Source organism: Pseudomonas sp. PA-6-3C (assembly GCF_021605825.1).
Taxonomy (GTDB): domain Bacteria; phylum Pseudomonadota; class Gammaproteobacteria; order Pseudomonadales; family Pseudomonadaceae; genus Aquipseudomonas; species Aquipseudomonas edaphica.
Map to the genome: position 1 here is coordinate 51,884 of NZ_WKDV01000005.1, position 18,333 is coordinate 70,216.

General features: G+C 61.6%; 14 protein-coding genes. 6 read left to right on the forward strand and 8 right to left on the reverse strand.

The annotated features are described in order from the left end of the window. Positions 1 to 33: 33 nt before the first annotated feature. Genes pepN through GIW48_RS05560 form a run of 6 tightly spaced genes read right to left on the reverse strand, consistent with a single transcriptional unit; the run spans position 34 to position 6,535 of the window. The gene (gene pepN, locus GIW48_RS05535) at positions 34 to 2,691 is read right to left on the reverse strand and encodes an aminopeptidase N (protein ID WP_236462780.1); all 2,658 of its coding nucleotides are present in this window, start codon (positions 2,689 to 2,691) and stop codon (positions 34 to 36) included. Positions 2,692 to 2,705: 14 nt separating this feature from the next. Beyond that, entirely contained in the window at positions 2,706 to 3,536 is an 831-nt protein-coding gene (locus tag GIW48_RS05540; protein WP_056860307.1) for a DUF2797 domain-containing protein, read from the reverse strand. Further along, on the reverse strand, positions 3,533 to 3,793 hold the full coding sequence (locus tag GIW48_RS05545) for a YeaC family protein (RefSeq protein WP_017138108.1): 261 nt from the start codon (positions 3,791 to 3,793) through the stop codon (positions 3,533 to 3,535). Before GIW48_RS05545 ends, GIW48_RS05540 begins: the two co-directional genes overlap by 4 nt. 14 nt (positions 3,794 to 3,807) lie before the next feature. After that, on the reverse strand, positions 3,808 to 4,677 hold the full coding sequence (locus tag GIW48_RS05550; protein ID WP_236462777.1) for a rhomboid family intramembrane serine protease: 870 nt from the start codon (positions 4,675 to 4,677) through the stop codon (positions 3,808 to 3,810). Then, positions 4,674 to 5,648, reverse strand: a complete 975-nt coding sequence (locus GIW48_RS05555; protein WP_370589459.1) for a metallophosphoesterase — start codon at positions 5,646 to 5,648, stop codon at positions 4,674 to 4,676. Before GIW48_RS05555 ends, GIW48_RS05550 begins: the two co-directional genes overlap by 4 nt. Further along, positions 5,645 to 6,535, reverse strand: a complete 891-nt coding sequence (locus tag GIW48_RS05560; RefSeq protein ID WP_010210870.1) for an NAD(+) kinase — start codon at positions 6,533 to 6,535, stop codon at positions 5,645 to 5,647. Before GIW48_RS05560 ends, GIW48_RS05555 begins: the two co-directional genes overlap by 4 nt. 144 nt (positions 6,536 to 6,679) lie before the next feature. Between GIW48_RS05560 and GIW48_RS05565 the strand changes: the two genes are divergently transcribed. Continuing rightward, positions 6,680 to 7,627, forward strand: a complete 948-nt coding sequence (locus GIW48_RS05565) for a DUF1853 family protein (RefSeq protein ID WP_236462772.1) — start codon at positions 6,680 to 6,682, stop codon at positions 7,625 to 7,627. On the opposite strand, the gene pvdP is transcribed toward GIW48_RS05565, so the two are convergent. Then, positions 7,620 to 9,233 carry a pyoverdine maturation tyrosinase PvdP gene (gene pvdP / locus GIW48_RS05570; protein WP_017138104.1) on the reverse strand — a complete coding sequence of 538 codons (1,614 nt, stop codon included), beginning with the start codon at positions 9,231 to 9,233 and terminating at the stop codon, positions 7,620 to 7,622. The two genes, GIW48_RS05565 and pvdP, sit on opposite strands and share 8 nt — an antisense overlap. Before the next feature lie 142 nt (positions 9,234 to 9,375). Between pvdP and pvdM the strand changes: the two genes are divergently transcribed. From pvdM to pvdO, 3 genes are read left to right on the forward strand one after another with little or no spacing between them, the layout of a single operon-like run. Next, positions 9,376 to 10,725 (forward strand): pyoverdine-tailoring dipeptidase-like protein PvdM, encoded by a 1,350-nt coding sequence (pvdM, locus tag GIW48_RS05575; protein WP_236462769.1) that lies wholly within the window; start codon positions 9,376 to 9,378, stop codon positions 10,723 to 10,725. An 18-nt stretch (positions 10,726 to 10,743) separates the two neighbouring features. After that, on the forward strand, positions 10,744 to 12,024 hold the full coding sequence (gene pvdN, locus GIW48_RS05580) for a pyoverdine-tailoring periplasmic protein PvdN (protein ID WP_236462766.1): 1,281 nt from the start codon (positions 10,744 to 10,746) through the stop codon (positions 12,022 to 12,024). A 33-nt stretch (positions 12,025 to 12,057) separates the two neighbouring features. Further along, positions 12,058 to 12,930 (forward strand): dihydropyoverdine dehydrogenase, encoded by an 873-nt coding sequence (gene pvdO / locus GIW48_RS05585; protein ID WP_170039678.1) that lies wholly within the window; start codon positions 12,058 to 12,060, stop codon positions 12,928 to 12,930. Between the two features lie 116 nt (positions 12,931 to 13,046). Here the strand turns inward: pvdO and GIW48_RS05590 are convergent, their stop codons facing one another. Next, positions 13,047 to 13,874 (reverse strand): formyltransferase family protein, encoded by an 828-nt coding sequence (locus GIW48_RS05590; RefSeq protein WP_236462248.1) that lies wholly within the window; start codon positions 13,872 to 13,874, stop codon positions 13,047 to 13,049. A gap of 201 nt (positions 13,875 to 14,075) precedes the next feature. On the opposite strand from GIW48_RS05590, the gene GIW48_RS05595 reads away from it, so the two are divergent. Next, positions 14,076 to 15,728 (forward strand): cyclic peptide export ABC transporter, encoded by a 1,653-nt coding sequence (locus GIW48_RS05595; protein ID WP_099549287.1) that lies wholly within the window; start codon positions 14,076 to 14,078, stop codon positions 15,726 to 15,728. A gap of 154 nt (positions 15,729 to 15,882) precedes the next feature. Then, on the forward strand, positions 15,883 to 18,261 hold the full coding sequence (locus GIW48_RS05600) for a TonB-dependent siderophore receptor (protein ID WP_017138098.1): 2,379 nt from the start codon (positions 15,883 to 15,885) through the stop codon (positions 18,259 to 18,261). Positions 18,262 to 18,333 lie beyond the last annotated feature (72 nt).

Here is an 18,333-nt window from a genome sequence, read left to right on the forward strand (position 1 = left end):
AGCCTGTTCAGGCCGTTTTTTTATGCGCGCGGTTTACGCAAGGCTCTTGCTGACCACCTCGAATACATCGCTCGACAGCTCGCCGGAGGCACGAATGCGCTCAAGTTCCGCCTTCATCAGCGCTTGACGGGCGCTGTCGTATTTCCGCCAGCGGGTCAACGGCGCCAACTGGCGCGAAGCAATCTGTGGGTTGAAGCCATTGAGCTGGATCACCAGGTCCGCCAGGAAGCGATAACCCGAGCCGTCTGCAGCATGGAAGTTGATCAGGTTCTGCCCGGCAAATGCACCCACCAGTGCGCGCACCTTGTTCGGGTTCTTGATGTTGAACGCCGAGTGCTCCATCAGCGCCTTGACCCGCTCCAACCCGCCCGGCAACGTGCTGCCCGCCTGCACGCTGAACCACTGGTCCATCACCAGCGGGTTGTCCTTGAAGTTCTCGGCAAACACCGCCAACGCCTGGGCTTTTTCCGCTTCGAACGGCGAGTTCACCAGCACCGCCAATGCCGTGAGACGCTCGGTCATGTTATCGCTGGTGTCGAACTGGTCCAGCGTTGCGGCCAACACTTCAGGCTTGCCGCTGAGCATCAGGTACGACAGCGCGATGTTCTGCAAGGCGCGCCGCGCAAAGTGCTCGGCCGCCGCCACATAAGGCGTCTGCTTGGAAAGCTCGCGATTGGCCTGGTAACGCAGCCACAGCGCTTCGAACAGGTTGTCGGCCAGTTGCTTGCGGGCGTACTCACGGGCGGCGTGGATGGCCTCCACATCCGCCACTTCGCTGATTTCCGTGAGGTAGGCCTCGCTTGGCAGCGAGAGCATTTCGGCGACCATGGCCTGGTCCAGGCTTTCATCGCTGAGCACCGTGCGCAGTGCGTCGATCAAACGCTGGTCCAACTTCAAGGCCTGGCCTTGCTGATGCTGGGCGATCAGCTCCTGCAACACCTGCACCGACAATTGCTGGCCGGCATCCCAGCGGTTGAAGCCATCGCTGTCGTGCTGCATCAGGAACATCAGTTGGTCGCGGTTGTACGGGAAGCTCAGTTTCACCGGCGCCGAGAAGCCGCGCAGCAGCGAAGGCAACGGCTTTTCTGCGATGTCGACGAAGGTGAAGGTCTGCTCCGCTTGCGTCACCGAAATCACCCGCGACGTGCCGCCAGCCGCTGCTTCGCCCGCCAGGCGCAAGGCGATAGCGGCGCCCTGCCCGTCCAGCAGGCCCAATTCCACCGGAATCACGAACGGCAGTTTCTCAACCTTGTCCGGCGTTTGCGGGCAGCTTTGACGGAACGTCAGGCTGTAGGTTTTGGCTGCGGCATCAAACGACTCGCTTACCGCCAGACGCGGCGTACCGGCCTGGCTGTACCAGCGCTTGAACTGGCTGAGGTCGGCGCCGTTGGCGTCTTCCATGGCCTTGATGAAGTCGTCGCAGGTCACGGCCTGGCCGTCATGGCGTTCGAAGTACAGGTCGCTGCCTTTACGGAAGCCTTCAGCGCCGAGCAAGGTGTGGATCATGCCGACCACTTCCGAGCCCTTTTCGTACACGGTCAGGGTGTAGAAGTTGGAGATCTCGATAAAGCTGTCCGGGCGTACCGCGTGGGCCATCGGGCCGGCGTCTTCAGCAAACTGATGGGTGCGCAGGTACGCCACATCCTGAATACGCTTGACCGTGGCCGAGTTCATGTCGGCGGAGAAGCCCGAGTCACGGAACACGGTGAAGCCTTCCTTGAGCGACAGCTGAAACCAGTCACGGCAGGTCACGCGGTTGCCGGACCAGTTGTGAAAGTATTCGTGAGCAACAATCGCTTCGACGCGCTGGTGCGCAGCGTCGGTGGCGGTTTCGGCGCGGGCCAGCACGGCGCTGGAGTTGAAAATATTGAGGCCCTTGTTCTCCATGGCGCCCATGTTGAAGTCATTCACGGCCACGATCATGAAGATGTCGAGGTCGTACTCGCGACCGTAGGTTTCTTCGTCCCAGCGCATGGATTTTTTCAGGCTGGTCATGGCGTGCTGGCACTTGTCGATGTTTTCCGGCTCGACATAGATGCGCAGCGCCACTTCACGATTGGTCATGGTGGTGAAAGTGTCTTCAACGCACCACAAGTCACCGGCCACCAATGCAAACAGGTAGGCAGGTTTCTTGAACGGGTCTTCCCAGGTCGCCCAATGACGGCCGTCTTCGCCGGGGCCACTGGCAATCGGATTGCCGTTGGAGAGCAGCACCGGGTAGCTGTGTTGTTCGGCGATCACCGTGGTGGTGAAGGTGCTCATCACGTCCGGGCGGTCGAGGTAGTAAGTGATCTTGCGGAAACCTTCGGCCTCGCACTGGGTGCAGAACATGCCGCTGGATTTGTACAGGCCTTCCAGGGCAGTGTTGGTTTCCGGGTGGATACGCACACTGGTGTCGACCGTGAAGGTTTCGCAGGTCGGGTGCAGGGTCAGGTGGCTGTCGGTCAACTGGTAGTCGGCCTCGGTCAGTTCCCTGTCACCCAGGTTGACGGTCAACAGCTCCAGCTGCTGGCCATCGAGCACCAGCGGCGGCAGGCCGGCGCCGCGCTCGGGGTTGCGGCGCATCACCAGCTGCGCATGGACCAGGCTATGGTCCTCGAACAACTCGAAGGTCAGGTGCGTTTCTTCGATCAGGTAATCCGGCGCCTGATAGTCCTTCAGGTAAATCATCTTCGGTTGTTCGGTGCGCATGGATAGCATCCTTTTTACTGATGCACGGCGAGCTGGTAGGCCGTGTACTTACGAATGTTGATAACGCCGGTGTCGAAGATCAGGTACTGGCCCTTGATCCCCAGCAACGTGCCTTCGGCAATCGGGTTCTTGTCCAGGTTGAAGCTGACGATCTTGGCCGGGTATTGCTCGACCGGGTAACGAATTTCGATCGGCTCGATGTCGGTTACCGGTTGGATGGCCTGCAAGCCAAAGCGTTCCTGCAACCCCAGCAGGCCGTCGGCGCAGGTGGCGAACAGCTCATCGCGTACCTGCTTGAGATCCACCGATTGCGCATCGCCCTTGAGTAAAGCACGCCAGTTGGTTTTATCGGCCACTTGGCTGCGAAACAGGTCTTCAACGAAACCGGATTGCTGACGGGTCGCCACGCGCATGATCGGCAGCGCCTGGCTGGCGCCCTGGTCGAGCCAGCGGGTGGGCAACTGGGTGGCACGGGTGATGCCGACCTTGATGCCCGACGAGTTGGCCAGGTACACCACGTGGTCGGTCATGCAGAATTGTTCGCCCCAGCCCGGATCACGGCAGGTGCCGGCGTCGTAATGGCAACGCTCGGGGCTCATGATGCACAGGTCACACTGGGCCAGTTTGGTCATGCATGGGTAGCAATAACCCTGGCTGAAACTGGTCTTGGTCTTGCGGCCGCAATGGCTGCAATGAATGGCACCGAGGTATTCCAGGCGCACGTGGGTACCGATCAACGGGTTGACCGGCACCTCGGTGTCGCCCAGGCGAAATGCGTATTGAACGGTCGGCTCACCGAGTTGCGCCGACATTTTACTGACTGCACCGCGACCAATTTCAATCAATGGATCGCATCCGACTTGAACAGAATGTTCGGCACCGGCGCCGACTTGGACGCGCATTCCTGCGGGCCCATGTAGCCGGTACGCTGCTCTTCGGGCAGGTTCTGGATTTCCCAGGCGATCACCGCTTGCAGCGACAGCTCGCGCTGCTCCGCAGTGAGCTTGCGGCCATCGGACCACTTGCCGATTTCCACGGCCAGCTTGAGGCTCTCGTAGATGTCCGGGGTGATGTTTTCGATCATTTCAGCAAAAGAGGACATAAGGCTCTTCCTTATCAAATAGAGGCTTTGCGGCGGTTGTACAACCCGCCCAGCAAACCCGTCAGGCAACCGATGACCAAGCCGCTCAGGTGAGCCGCGTTGGCGATTTCGCCGAAACCGATCATCGAGATCAGCCCCGACATGCAGAGCACCAGCCAAATCAGCATCATCGCCAGCACGCCACGCGGCAGACGATAAGCCGGGTTAGGCGACAACAATTGGAAGATCCAGCAATGCCCGAGCAGGCCATACAACACGCCAGACAAACCGCCAAACAGGCTCGGGCCGCCATAGGCGTATTGCGCGTAATTGGACACCAGGCTGAACAACAGGGTCAGGCCCAGCAGGTTGATACTGCCCTGGCGCAACTCGATACGACGGCCCAGCTCCCAGTACCACATGCCATTCATGGCCAGGTGCAGGATGCCGAAGTGGATCAGCATCGGCGTGACCAGCCGCCACCACTGCCCCGAGGCCATGGTCTCGGCAAACGGGGTGAACTGGATGTAGTCGCCCATCACGTGAAACGGCAGGAAGGTCAGCCAGCTCATGGTCTGCAGGTTTTCACCCAACAAGGTCACCGCGCCAACGATCATGCTCGCCAGCAGCACCAGCGCCGTCACTGGACTGAAACGCACCTGCTGAACAAAGCTTGGCCGCGTGACGGGCGCCTGCTGGGGAATATCCAGTTGCTGGTCCGGGTCACCGGCGGGAAAGCGTTGATACAACACTTGCACGTCGGCGCTGATGTTCTCGGGCACCCACAACACTTGCTCGCCTGCTTCTTCACTGACGCGATGGGGCACTTGCATGCGTTGCAGCAGTTTGACGAAACCACTCAAGTCGACACTCAGCGGCAAGCGCAATACAGCTACCGTACTCATACAATGACCTCAGGCCGCTCAACGTCGACCCATACAAATTTACGCGGATCCAGGCGGGTTTCCTGGTCCAGTCGGTACGCCACCAGCTTGCCGTAAAGCACCGCGCTGTAGTCCAGGCAGGCCAGGTTGTCGCGGATCGGCGCCGGCTTGCCGCTGCGCCAGTAATGGCCGACGAACAACAACGGTTCGTCGACGCCATAACGCAGCAGGGAATTTTTTTCCGTAGACGAAAGCGGCGTTCGCGCCACCGGTTCCGGCAGTGCATCGGGCTGGAACACGATGTCGCCGTAGGTTTTGGGGTCGTCTTCCCAGAATTTGGTGCGGAAAAATGAGCGCGTCAGGCCATCGCCACCGGTCAGCGTCAGGCCGTCCGGCAGGCGCATGTCGGTGCCGCGCAGCAGGCGGTCGAAGGCGTTGCAGGCAAAGCTGCCCGGCACGGCGGCGGCCTGCAAAAAGTGCTGGTCGATGCAGCCATCCGGGAAGGTCGCGCGCAGCGGCTGGATAAAGCCTTCGTCCCAACACGCATGCACCACGCGAAACCGCCCGGCGTCGACAAACAGCGGCATGTCGTAGAACCAGCCGAGGAAGTCGTGCCAGTCGGCCGGGTGGTGCTCGAACTGGGTCAGGGTTTCGTGGATCAACCGCGCATGGCGTGGGTTGTGCTCGCGCACGAACTGCTTGCCACTGCCCGGCGGCGCCGGCGTGCTCCAGCCCAGCGCATTGAACTCGTGGTTGCCCATGATGCACAGCGCCTGGCCGGCCTCGGTCATATCGTGGACGATATGCAGCGCCTCACGGATGCGTGGCCCACGGTCGATGATATCGCCGAGGAACACCGCCATACGCGTCGGATGGCGCCAGGTTCCAGCCTGTTTATGGTAGCCCAGCCGGTCGAGCAAGTGCTCAAGGGTATGAGCGCAACCGTGCACGTCACCAATCAGGTCGTAGCTACGCGCGGGATCGAGCATCAGTCGCCTCCACCCCCCAAGCGGCTGCCCCAGCCCAGCTTGGTGCGGCACACTTCGTAGTAGTTGTGGTCCAGCGGGTGGATCAACCGCAACTTCTGTGCCTTTTTGCTCACGGTGATGGTGTCACCGGGGGCGCAGGTGAAATGGTTCTGCCCGTCGCAGGAGACTTGCGGGTAGATCTGCATGTCTTTGGACACCACGATTTTCAGCTCACTGTTGCCATCAACCACAATTGGCCGACTGGACAACATATGGGGGTACATCGGCACGATCACAATGGCATCGAGTTTGGGGTGCATGATCGGACCGCCGGCCGACAGTGCGTACGCGGTAGAACCGGTCGGCGTGGCGACGATCAGGCCGTCAGCCTTTTGGCTGCACACGAACTGGCCGTCGATATACAGCTCGAACTCGATCATGCGCGTGGATTTGCCAGGGTGCAGCACCACATCGTTGAGCGCATCGCCCTGGCCGATGGCCTCGCCGTGGCGGCGTACTTCGGCTTGCAGCAGGAAGCGGTTTTCCACCAGGTAATGGCCGTCGAGCACCTTGGCCACTTCGACTTCGAGGTCATCCGGGCGGATATCCGTGAGGAACCCCAAACTGCCACGGTTGATCCCCAGCACCGGCACGTTGTGCCGCGCCAGTGCACGGGCGGCACCCAGCAGGCTGCCGTCGCCGCCGACCACAATAACCATGTCACAGACTTCGCCGAGCATCTTGCGCGACGAGGTTTGCAGGCCGTGGCCGGGCAGGATTTCGGCGATGGTGTCTTCGAGGATCACATGCAGGTGGCGTTCCAGCAGGAATTTTTTCAGCCGGCGGACGGTGTCCAGCACCTGGGTACTGCCCAGGCGACCGATAATGCCGATATTGCGAAATTGCTCCATGGGGCTCCTGCGGGATTTGGGGTCTGGCAAAAAGAACGATTATGGGCGAAAGGCCGCGTCAGGCAAAACCCTTTGTCGCCGCAGGACCTTGATGACAATGGTTCTCAGCCACCCTTAACGGCTCTAAAAGGCTATGCTCGGACCATGACTGTGTTCCCCGACCTGCTCAACCTGCCCCGCCAATTGCGCCACCCCGAGGTGCGCGACCTGGCGTGGGTGGTGCTCGCCCCGCCGATGCTTGCGCAAACGCCCTGGCCGCAGCGCCACCCACTGGCCGGCAGCGACTGGGTGCAGGCGCCGCACCGGCTCGAACATTGGTTACGCACCCTCGACCAGGACAGCAGCGCCTTGCAGCATTGGCTAAGCCTGTCGCGCACGCGGCGGCTGGGCCTTTACTACGAGCGCCTCTGGCAATTTGCGGTGCAGCATGCGCCCGGCGTGGATTTGCTGGCCGCCAACCTGCCGATCCGCCGCGCCGGGCATACGCTGGGCGAGCTGGACATGCTGGTGCGCGACCGCGATGGCGTGCACCACCTGGAACTGGCGATCAAACTGTATCTGGGGCCGCAGGACGGCAACGGCCAGGACCCCGCGCAATGGCTCGGCCCCGGCTGTCATGACCGGCTGGACCGCAAGCTCGCGCACCTGGCCCAGCATCAACTACCGATTTCGGCCCGCCCGGAAAGCCGCGAAGCCCTGGCGGCGCTGGATATTGCGCAGTTCGATGCACATTTGTGGCTGGGCGGGTATTTGCTCTATCCGTGGCCCGGCACCGCCGAATCCCCGCTGGGCGTTGAACCACAGCACCTGTACGGGCGCTGGCTGCATCAGCGTGATTGGCGCGACTTCGTCAGCCAGAGCCCGCCGGGGCGCTGGCAACCCCTGCCTCGGCACGCCTGGCTGGCGCCGGCGCATTACTCGGAGGATCAGGTGTGGCGTGCTGACCAGATGCAAGCCTGGCTGGCAGACCTCGACCCGATGGCACCGGCCCAATTACTGGTGCGGCTGGTTCAGCAAGGCGCAGATTGGGAAGAAGCCGAACGTTTGTTCCTTGTTGCAGACCTGTGGCCAAACGTCCCGGGCATTACTTGAGTTTCAAGTGGCGCGCATACCAGGGCCGTTTCGGCACGCGCTTGAACAAGGCCTGCAATCCGTCTTCTTCGGCGAAGGTGATGCGCAGCGCCAGCTTCATGGTCTCCGGGTCCATCTCCATCGACCGCCCCATCTGCAGCCCCGGCGTGGTGCTGCAACCGTGGGTGTCCGGCCCCAGCCATGGGTCAGCGACTTCCACCCAGCGGCCTTGGGCAAACCACTTGACCCCGTTGACCTCCAGCCGGCTGACCTCGCCTGGATTGAACCGCTCATGGGCGCGAAACCAGTCCTCGATGCGATCATCGATCCAGCCGTGAAAGTGCCAGAACACCGGGTTTACGTGCGATGAGAACGGGTCGCCCAGGAAGTCGTTCTGCGGCGCGTACCAACGCGCGGCAAAGTCCGCCGGGTCACGGGCGAACGGCACCGGCGCGCCGTTGGACGGGTCGCGGGGCACCGAGGCCCAACGCATGTGCAGCCAGTCGTGCAGGCCCAGCTCCATCTCCGAACCTAACTGGCCCAAGGTCAGTTTGGCCAGGTAACGCGGGTCACGGTACTGCGACTCCCACACCTGGAAGTTGCTGTGGTAGGTCTCGGCCGCCTTGATATCGCTGACCCATTGGGTGTAGTCGCTGTCATCAGGTGCTGACCAACAGGGTGGCAGCGCAAAGCCGTCGTGGTTATCGAAATAACGCAAAAACCCCAGGCGATCGCGTTCCAGCGCCGGTTGGGGTTCAGGGAATTGCGGCCAGGAAGGCAGGTCTTGCATGGAGCGCGCAGTGCCAAGCATATGCCGGTGCATGAAAAAGAAGTCGATACCCGAACCGTTACGGTCTTTGCGTTTGCCGCGCGCGTCGCGCTCCTGGCCGCGTGGCCCGGGTTGCCAACCGATACCGCGCAGGGCATCGCGTTTTTCCTCGGACAGCTTGTGCCACTGGTCACGGGTGGCGTGCCAGAGCTGGTGGAACAGCCGGTGCTCAGGCGCGATCAGCCAGGCCAGCAAGGTCGGGTTAAGGCCGATACGCTGGCGCGCCTCGGGGAACAGTTGCTTGTGGGCGATAAAGCGGTTGTCGCGCTCGGTCAGGGCCAGGGGGCGCTCAAGGTCGAGAACCTGCCCGCTCAGCGTGCTGCTGCCGGCATTGGCGAAGTCGGCCCAGACTTCGTCGAGGGTCATCTTGAACTCATAGGCCGGTGCGCCATCCGCGGCGTCGCGGTCGATCAGGCGCCAGTAGAGCACGGCGCCCTCGCCCGTCAGCAGATCACCGAGCACGCGGTAACGCGGCTCGCCCTCGGCACGCAGGTTTGCAGCGGTGTCCAGATAGCCACGCAAGCCACGGCCGCGCGGGGCGATGTCGAGCAACAGCTCCAGGCCTTGCAGCGGCAAGCCTTTAAGGCCCGCATCGCGGCCCTCCAGGCGCAGGCTCCACACACCGCGCAGGGTATTGGCCAGGTGTTGGCCGGCGGTGTCGGCCAGGTCCACCGTGGCCTCGCCCGGCGTGATCGGGAATTCTTCACGCGTCAGCTCGCGGTGGGCATAAAGGGCCGCTGGCACGGCAGCGCCGGTCAGCGCCAGGCCGGCGATGAAGCCACGTCGAGAGAGGGTCATTGTCTACCTTAGGAAACAGCTTGATCAGAGCTAGAACGTTGACGGCCGCGAGAAATTTACCGGCCCAGCGCCCGCGCCTAAATTTCCCCGGCCATGGCTCGTTCTTCCCTGATAGCAAAGGCCTCAACTGACTGAGATGGCAATGACAAAATCACGTTCGAAAAAGGCGCTGTATATCGGCCTGCCGCTGGCACTGGCCATCGGCGCCGGGGTCGGTTTCCTGGCCTGGGATCACTGGTTCAAAGGCAATGCCGGCTACCCGCTGGAGGTGATCAAGCAGGCCAACGAAATGCAGGACCGCTTGTTGTCGTTCGACAGCCATATCACCGTGCCCATGGATTTCGGCACCGCCGGCAACGAAGCCGACAAGGATGGCAGCGGCCAGTTTGACCTCGCCAAGGCGGCACGCGGGCGCTTGTCGGGCGCGGCCCTGACAATTTTCGGCTGGCCGGAAATCTGGAACGGCCCCAACGCGCCGCACAAACCCACCGACGGTTTTGTCGAAGAGGCCCGCCACGAGCAAGAGGTACGCTACAAGATCATCTCCGGCATGGTGCGCGACTTCCCCAATCAGGTCGGCATCGCCTACACCCCGGACGATATGCGGCGCCTGCATGGCGAGGGCAAGTTTGCGATCTTTATCAGCATGCTCAACGCCTACCCGCTGGGCGACGACCTCAACCAGTTGGACCTGTGGGCGGCACGCGGCATGCGCATGTTCGGCTTCAGCTATATCGGCAACAACGCCTGGTCCGACTCGTCACGCCCGCTGCCGTTTTTCAATGACACCACCGACGCGCTTGAAGGGCTGTCAGCCATCGGCCAACAGGCCGTACACCGCCTCAATGACTTGGGCGTGATCATCGATGTGTCGCAGATGTCGACCAAGGCGCTGGAGCAAGTCGCGCAATTGAGCCGTACCCCCATGATTGCCTCGCATTCGGCGCCGCGTGCCTCGGTGGATATCCCGCGCAACCTCAGCGACAAAGAACTGCAACTGATCAAAAACAGCGGTGGCGTGGTGCAGGTGGTGGGCTTCCCGACCTATTTGCGCCCATTGAGCCAACCCACTCAGGACAAGCTCAACACTTTGCGTGCGCGCTTTGATTTGCCGCCGTTGCCCAACCTGGCCATGGCCTTGATGCCCGGCGACGCCATCATCGCCGCCTGGTCCGAGCAGAAGTTCGGCCAGTACGCCCAGGGGCTGTACGCCATTCTTGAAGAAGAACCCAAGGCCACCCTCAAGGACTGGGGCGATGCCATTGACTACAGCGTGCGCAAGATCGGCATCGACCACGTCGGCATCGCCTCGGACTTCAACGACGGCGGCGGCATCCAGGGCTGGGAGAACGTCGGCGAAGTGCGCAATGTCACCGCCGAACTGATCCAGCGCGGCTACTCCGAGGCCGACATCGCCAAGCTGTGGGGAGGCAACTTCCTGCGGGTGTGGGACCAGGTACAAAAAGCCGCCAAGCCGTTGGCCAACCGCTAATTACTCAGAAGCCAGTCCATGACCGACCGCCGTACATTCCTCAAGCAGGCTGGCGTACTCGCCGCCAGCCTGCCATTGGGCAACACATTGCTCGCGCACGCCCAGGCAGCCACCCAGTCGCCTGCCACAAACGACCCATGGACGGGTTTCAAACAGCTGTTCACCCAAGACCCGGACTACCTGCACTTTTCCAACTTCCTGGTGACCTCCCACCCACGCCCCGTGCGCGAAGCCATTGAGCGCTACCGCCAGCAGATCGACCGCAACCCCGGCCTGGCCATGGACTGGGGCCTGGAAGAAACCTGGAAACGTGAAGGCCAGGTGCGCGAATGGGCCGGTCGTTACCTGAACGCCAAGCCGGCGCAGATCGCCCTCACCGGCAGCACGTCGGAAGGTCTTGCGATGATCTACGGCGGGATCAAGCTGCGCCCCGACCAAGAGATTCTCACCACCGAACACGAACACTACGCCACCCAGAACGTGCTGGATTTTCGCGTCGCCCGCCAAGGCACCCAGGTGCGGCGCATCCGCTTGTTCGAACGGGCCAGCCAGGTCTCCAGTGACGAAGTGCTGGGCAACATCAAGCGCGCCATTCGCCCCACTACCCGCGTGCTGGGCATGACCTGGGTGCAGTCCGGCAGTGGCGTGAAGCTGCCGATCGGCGAAATCGGCAAGCTGGTGGAGGAACTCAATCGCAACCGCGACGACAACGACCGCATCCTGTATGTGGTCGATGGCGTACATGGTTTTGGCGTGGAGAACCTCGACTTCCCGGCCATGCACTGCGACTTCTTTATCGCCGGCACGCATAAATGGATGTTCGGCCCACGCGGCACCGGGCTGGTCTGCGCCCGCGATGCCGAAAACAAATTCGTCACACCCATGGTGCCGACCTTCTCCGAAGACACCAACTTTGCCACCACCATGACGCCCGGCGGCTACCACGCCTTTGAGCATCGCTGGGCGGCGGATGAAGCGTTCAAGCTGCACCTGCAACTGGGCAAGGCACAGGTTGAGGCGCGCATCCACGTACTCAACAGCGAACTCAAAACCCAGTTGCTGGCGCATCCGCAGATCGAGTTGGTGACACCGCGCAGCACCGACCTGTCGGCCGGTTTTACGTTTTTTCGGGTCAAGGACCAGGACAGCGAAGCGGTCGTCGCCCATATGCTGAAAAACCGCGTGGTGATCGATGCCGTCGACCGCGATGTCGGCCCGGTGATCCGCACTTCCCCCGGCCTGCTTAACAGCTCGGACGAAATCCAGCAGTTTATGGCCCTGCTGAGCCAACGCCTGTGATGCGCCCTTTTTTCCTTTGAACGAGATGCCCACATGAATCCATCCCGACTCAAACCCCTGACCGCCCTGGCGCTGACTGCTCTTTGCGCGGCATGGCTGCCCAACCTGGCGCAGGCCGCCACGCCGCAACCCGGCAAAGTGTTCAAGGACTGCAAGGACTGCCCGGAAATGGTGGTGCTGCCCGCCGGCACCTTCACCATGGGCACGCCGGAAGACGAAGTCGGCCGCGAGCCCGATGAAGGCCCGATGCACGACGTGACCTTCGCCAAACCGTTTGCCATGAGCCGCTTCCACGTCACTGCCGCCGAATGGGACAGCTATATCCGCCAGACCGGCGTCAAGATCGCCGACGGCGACACCCGCCCCGGCCGCGAATGCATCGCCAGCAAGCCCCGCTACCCGCAAGGGCCACGCCAGCCGGCAGTGTGCATGGACATGGACGACATCAAGCAGTACGTCGCCTGGCTATCGGAAAAAACCGGCCACAAGTACCACATGGTCAGCGAAGCCCAACGTGAATACGCCGCCCGCGCCGGCTCCACCGGGCCGTTCCCCTTCCCGTTCGACGAGGGCAAGGGCTACAGCATCGCCCAGCACGCCAACACCTACGGCCCGGCAGATGGCTACAGCTATTCCTCGCCGGTGGGCAGCTACCCGCCGAATGCATTCGGCATGTACGACATGCACGGCAATGTGTATGAGCGGGTTGCCGACTGCGAGCACCCCAACTATATCGGCGCCCCTACCGACGGCAGCGCCTGGATGGAGCCCCACTGCGAGGGCTACCAGATCCGCGGCAATGACTGGGGCGAAGCGCCGGTGTTCTCACGTTCGGGCAACCGCAACACCATCTACCCGCAAACCCGTGGGGATTGGATTGGGTTTCGGGTAGTGCGCGACCTTTAAGCAGCACACCGAGCAGAAGGTGGGAGCTGGCTTGCCTGCGATGCAGACACCTCGGTACATCAGGTACACCGAGTTGATGCCATCGCAGGCAAGCCAGCTCCCACACTTGGATCGCCTTAGGCCTGCTTGGCCAACAACTCCAACCCTTCATGCAACGCCGGGAACAGGCTGTTGTTGAAGTTGTTCCAGCGCAATTCGAGGATGGTGTCCTCAGGCGAAATCTCGGTTTTCAGCACGTCGTGGAACACTTCGCCCGAATCAATGCCGTTGTCCACGTAATGGAACGAAGCGCCGGTGAGGTACAGCGGTTCGCTGGCCTTGGTGGCTTTGGTCGCCCAATCCACCACCGTCTGCCCGCGCGCGCCGTACAAGGCATTCCAGGTGGCATAGGCGCCACGGCGCTCGTAAGGCGATTCAATACGGGTAATGCCTGGGTGGATGTTCATGATCCGCCGCGCAAACGGCGCATCGGGCCGCACCAGTTCATCGAGGATCACCAAGAGGCCGTCCAGCACCACAATATCGGCCTTCAACTCCACCAGCGTGTCGTGCAAGCGACGTTCAAAATCCTGCTTGCCGGCGATGTGTTCGGCGCTGCCACGCGGCAGGCGGCGGTAGGTGGACGGCACGCTCAGCAACAAGTCATTGACCAGGTTGCCCTGCACCCTCAGGTCTGCCGGGTAGAGCCACTGGCGACCCGGCTGGTAGGCAAAACCATAGTCGGCCACCAACTGCTGGTCCCGTGGGTTCTGCTCGTCATCGTCATACACCACACCGACCAGATTGTAGGCCTGGCCCAACGGTGTGTCGTTCAGCGACCCCACCAGAAACTCCAGCACCGACTTCATATAGCGCTCGTGGTCCTTGTAGGCCACTGGTTGACCGGCCTTGTCGGCGGCAGCGTTTCTCAGGGACCAGACATACACCAGATTCTTTTTCGTCATTGTTTCGCTCTCGCTGGATAGATCAGGCACGCGCCAATACGCGTGCGCCTACACAACAAGAACGAACCAGCCTGTTGGCAATTTATCGACCCGCTCCACCGCCCGGCATGCCGCGCTAAATAGTCGCCCCGGCACTTCGTTTGTCATGGGTAAGGGTCTGTGTGCCCAGCCCCCTCTTTTTTCACTTTCCGGGAAGTATTTATGACCGACCCCAAGCGCGGCGCCTTTAACGGTTTGCTCGCATTGCTCAGGCCTTTTCGCACCATCGTGACAGTCTCTGTCGCGCTGGGCATGGCCGGCGGCCTGGCCATCACGTTGCTGCTGGCGACTATCAATAACGCCCTGCACTCTACAACCGGCATGACCCAGGGCGTGGTCCTGACCTTTGCGGCGCTATGCCTGTTGGCGCTGACCAGTTCGATCGTCTCGGATATCGGCACCAACTATGTGGGCCAGCGGATCATTGCCGCCCTGCGCAAGGATCTCGGCGAGAAAGTGCTGTCGGCGCCCATCGAGCAGATCGAACGCTACCGCTCGCACCGCCTGATCCCGGTGCTCACCCACGACGTCGATACCATCAGCGATTTCTCCTTCGCGTTCACCCCGCTGGCCATCGCCAGCACGGTAACCCTGGGTTGCCTGGGTTACCTGGCCTACTTGTCTGTGCCGATGTTCCTGATGATGATCGTCGCCATTGTGATCGGCAGCAGCGTGCAGTTCATCGCCGGCCACAAAGGCATTCGCGGCTTCGACGCCGCCCGCGACCTGGAAGACGAACTGCAGCGCTACTATTCGGCGATTGCCTCTGGCGCCAAGGAGCTGCGCATCCACCGGCCACGGCGCTACCGGATGAACACCCACCGCATCCAGGAAACCGCTGACCGGATCAGCGACATCCAGGTGCGCTCGGTCAACATCTACATCGTGGCCAAAACCTTTGGCTCGATGCTGTTCTTTGTGGTCATCGGCCTGGCCCTGGCAATGCAAGCCTACAGCCCCAACCCGGACCCGGCGGTGATCACCGGTTTTGTGTTGGTACTGCTGTACATGAAAGGCCCGCTGGAACACGTGATCGGTTACCTGCCGATCATCGGCAAGGCCGGCATTGCCTTTGCGCGTATCACCGAGCTGTCGGATCGCTTCTCGTCCCCCGAGCCGCATCTGTTGATGGACGGCAGCGAAGCCCCCACGCCGGTGGTCAACAGCCTTGAACTGCGTGGCGTCACCTACAGCCCACCGCCGGTAGAGGGCAGCGAGCCGTTTCACCTGGGGCCGATCAACCTGAGCATCCAGCAGGGCGATATCGTGTTTATCGTCGGCGAGAACGGCTGCGGCAAGACCACACTGATCAAACTGTTGCTGGGCCTGTATCAACCCGACGCCGGCGAAATCCGCCTGAACGGCGAAACCGTGACCGACCCGGTGCGCGATGACTATCGCCAATTGTTCACCACGGTGTTCGCCGACTATTACCTGTTCGACGACCTGGTCCAGGGCAGCGCCACGCAATCGCTGGACAGTGCTGCCAAGTACCTGGAGCGCCTGGAAATCGCGCACAAAGTCAGCGTCAAGGACGGCGTATTCAGCACCACCGACCTCTCCACCGGGCAGCGCAAGCGCCTGGCGCTGGTCAATGCCTGGCTCGAAGAACGCCCGGTGCTGGTGTTCGACGAATGGGCCGCCGACCAGGACCCGGCCTTCCGCCGCGTGTTCTACACCGAGCTGCTGCCCGACCTCAAGCGCCTGGGCAAAACCATCATCGTGATCAGCCACGACGACCGCTACTTCGACATCGCCGACCAACTGGTGCGCCTGCGAGCGGGCAAGGTCGTGCACGAGATGGAGCCGGCTTGAAATTTATTTTCCGGTTTTTCCGGATAGGAACGTCTCACTAGTGGTAATGAGAATTGACCTCAATAAACACTAAAAGCTGCCCACTTAAAACATAGAAGAGAATGCATCCATGCCAGCAACGTTCGGTCTGAGTCCCTTGAGCAAGGCACTCTCCATGCGCCGCCTCTTGAATACCCCTCTGCTGCCAAGCGCGATTGCCCTGGCACTGGCATTGCCGGTCGCAGGTTATGTGCAGGCGCAGGAGGTCGAGCTGAATGTGCCCGCACAGCCGCTGGGGAGCGCGCTTCAGGAGTTCGGTCGCCAGACCAACTTGCAGGTGCTCTACAGCCCTACCGATGTAGAAGGCAAGCGCAGCCACGCGATCAAAGGCAAGTTGCAACCTGGCCAGGCCATGACCACCTTGCTGTCCGGGACGGGCATCAGCTATGACCTGCAGGGCAGCTCGTTCACCATCAGCGCGGCGAAAACGTCGGCACTGGAACTGGGTGCTACCCAGGTAACCGCCAACCAGTTGGGGACCATCACCGAAGGCTCCGGCTCCTACACCCCTGGCACCATCGCCACCGCGACGCGCATGGTGTTAAGCCCACGTGAGACGCCGCAATCGATTTCCGTGGTGACCCGCCAGGCTATGGACGACTTCAGCCTCAAGTCGATCGACGACGTGATGCGCCACACACCGGGCATCACCGTTGCCACCTACGACAGCGAGCGCACCAGCTATTTCTCTCGTGGTTTCGCCATTCAGAACTTCCAGTACGACGGTATTCCGATCCTGCAGGATGCCCAGTACTCGTCGGGCCACACCTTGACCGACACCGTGATCTACGACCGCGTCGAAATTCTCAAGGGCGCCACCGGCCTGCTGACCGGCGCCGGCGGCCCGGGTGGCACCATCAATATGGTGCGTAAAAAGCCCACCTCGGAATTCAAGGGCTATGTGGACCTGGGCGCGGGCTCCTGGGACAACTACCGCTCGGAAATCGACGTCAGCGGCCCGCTGACCGAGACCGGCAACGTGCGTGGCCGTGCTGTTGCGGCGTACCAGGACAAACACACGTTCCTCGATCACTACCAACGCCAGACCAACGTCTACTACGGCATTCTCGAGTTCGACCTGGCACCGGATACGTTGCTGACCATCGGTGGCGACTACCAGGACAGTGACCCGCAGGGCTCCAGCTGGTCCGGTGCGGCCTCGCTCTTTGACTCGGCCGGCAACCACATCAGCACCCCGCGCTCCTTCAACAACGGCGCCAAGTACAGCAAGTGGAAACAGTACACCCGTACCGCCTTCGCCACCCTGGAACACACGTTCGACAACGGCTGGGTCGGCAAGGCGCAGTACAACCACCAGATCAACGGCTACAAAGCCCCGTTGTCGGCCCTGCTGTCACCCAATGCCGAAACGGGCAAGGCATCGCTGCTGACCCGTACCTACAATGGTGAAACCACCAGCGACACGGGTGATCTCTACGCCACTGGGCCGTTCAGCCTGTTCGGGCGTGAGCACGAACTGGTGGTCGGCACGTCGGTCTCGCGCTCGCACTGGCTGGGCAGCGACTACACCAACGCCACCAACTACGACAACAGCCACGACTACTTCAACTGGGACGGCGACGCCCCCAAGCCGGACCGTGGTCCTCGAACCAAAAAGAACGACGAGCTGACCCGCCAGAGCGCCAGCTACATCACCGGGCGCTTCAGCCTCGCGGATGACTTGCACCTGATCCTCGGCACTCGGGTCAACAACTACGAAGTCAGCGGCACCAGCCAGGTCAAGGACACCGGCAAGGTAGTGCCTTATGCCGGCATCACCTATGACCTCAACGACAACTTCTCGGCCTACGCCAGCTTCACCGAAATCTACCTGCCCCAGGACGATTACCGAGACCGCAACGACAAACCGCTGGAACCAGATGAAGGCAAGAACTACGAGATCGGCCTTAAGGGCGAGTTCTTCGACGGTCGCCTGAATTCGAGCCTGGCCTACTTCGAGGTTCACGAGAAAAACCGCGCCGTCGACGACACGGATTACATCCCCAACAGCCACCCAGGGCTGGATTACGCCTCCAGGGGCACCGAAGCCAAGACCAAAGGCTACGAAGCGGAAATTTCCGGCGAGCTGGCGCCAGGCTGGCAGTTGCAGGCGGGCTATACCCATAAGATCATGCGCGACAAACAGGGTGAGAAGCTCTCCACCTGGGAGCCGGAAGATCAGGTCAATATCTACACCAGCTACAAGCTGACCGGCCCACTCGACAAGCTGACCCTGGGCACCGGCGTGCGCTGGCAGGGCACTGGCTGGAAACTGCTGAACAACTATGCCAAAGGCACCGAGGAAAACTTCTCCCAGGACCCACTGTGGATCGTCGACGCGATGGCCCGTTACCAGGTGACCGAGAACGTATCGGCGACCCTCAACGTCAACAACATCTTCGACAAGAAGTACTACACCAACATCGGCTTCTACAACTCGGCTTACTACGGCGACCCGCGTAACGTCATGCTCAGCACCCGCTGGAACTTCTGATCCGGCCCATGCCCCTGGTCATCGCTGATGACCAGGGGCTTTTTGTTGCCCGCTGAATCGTGGCGTTTGGCG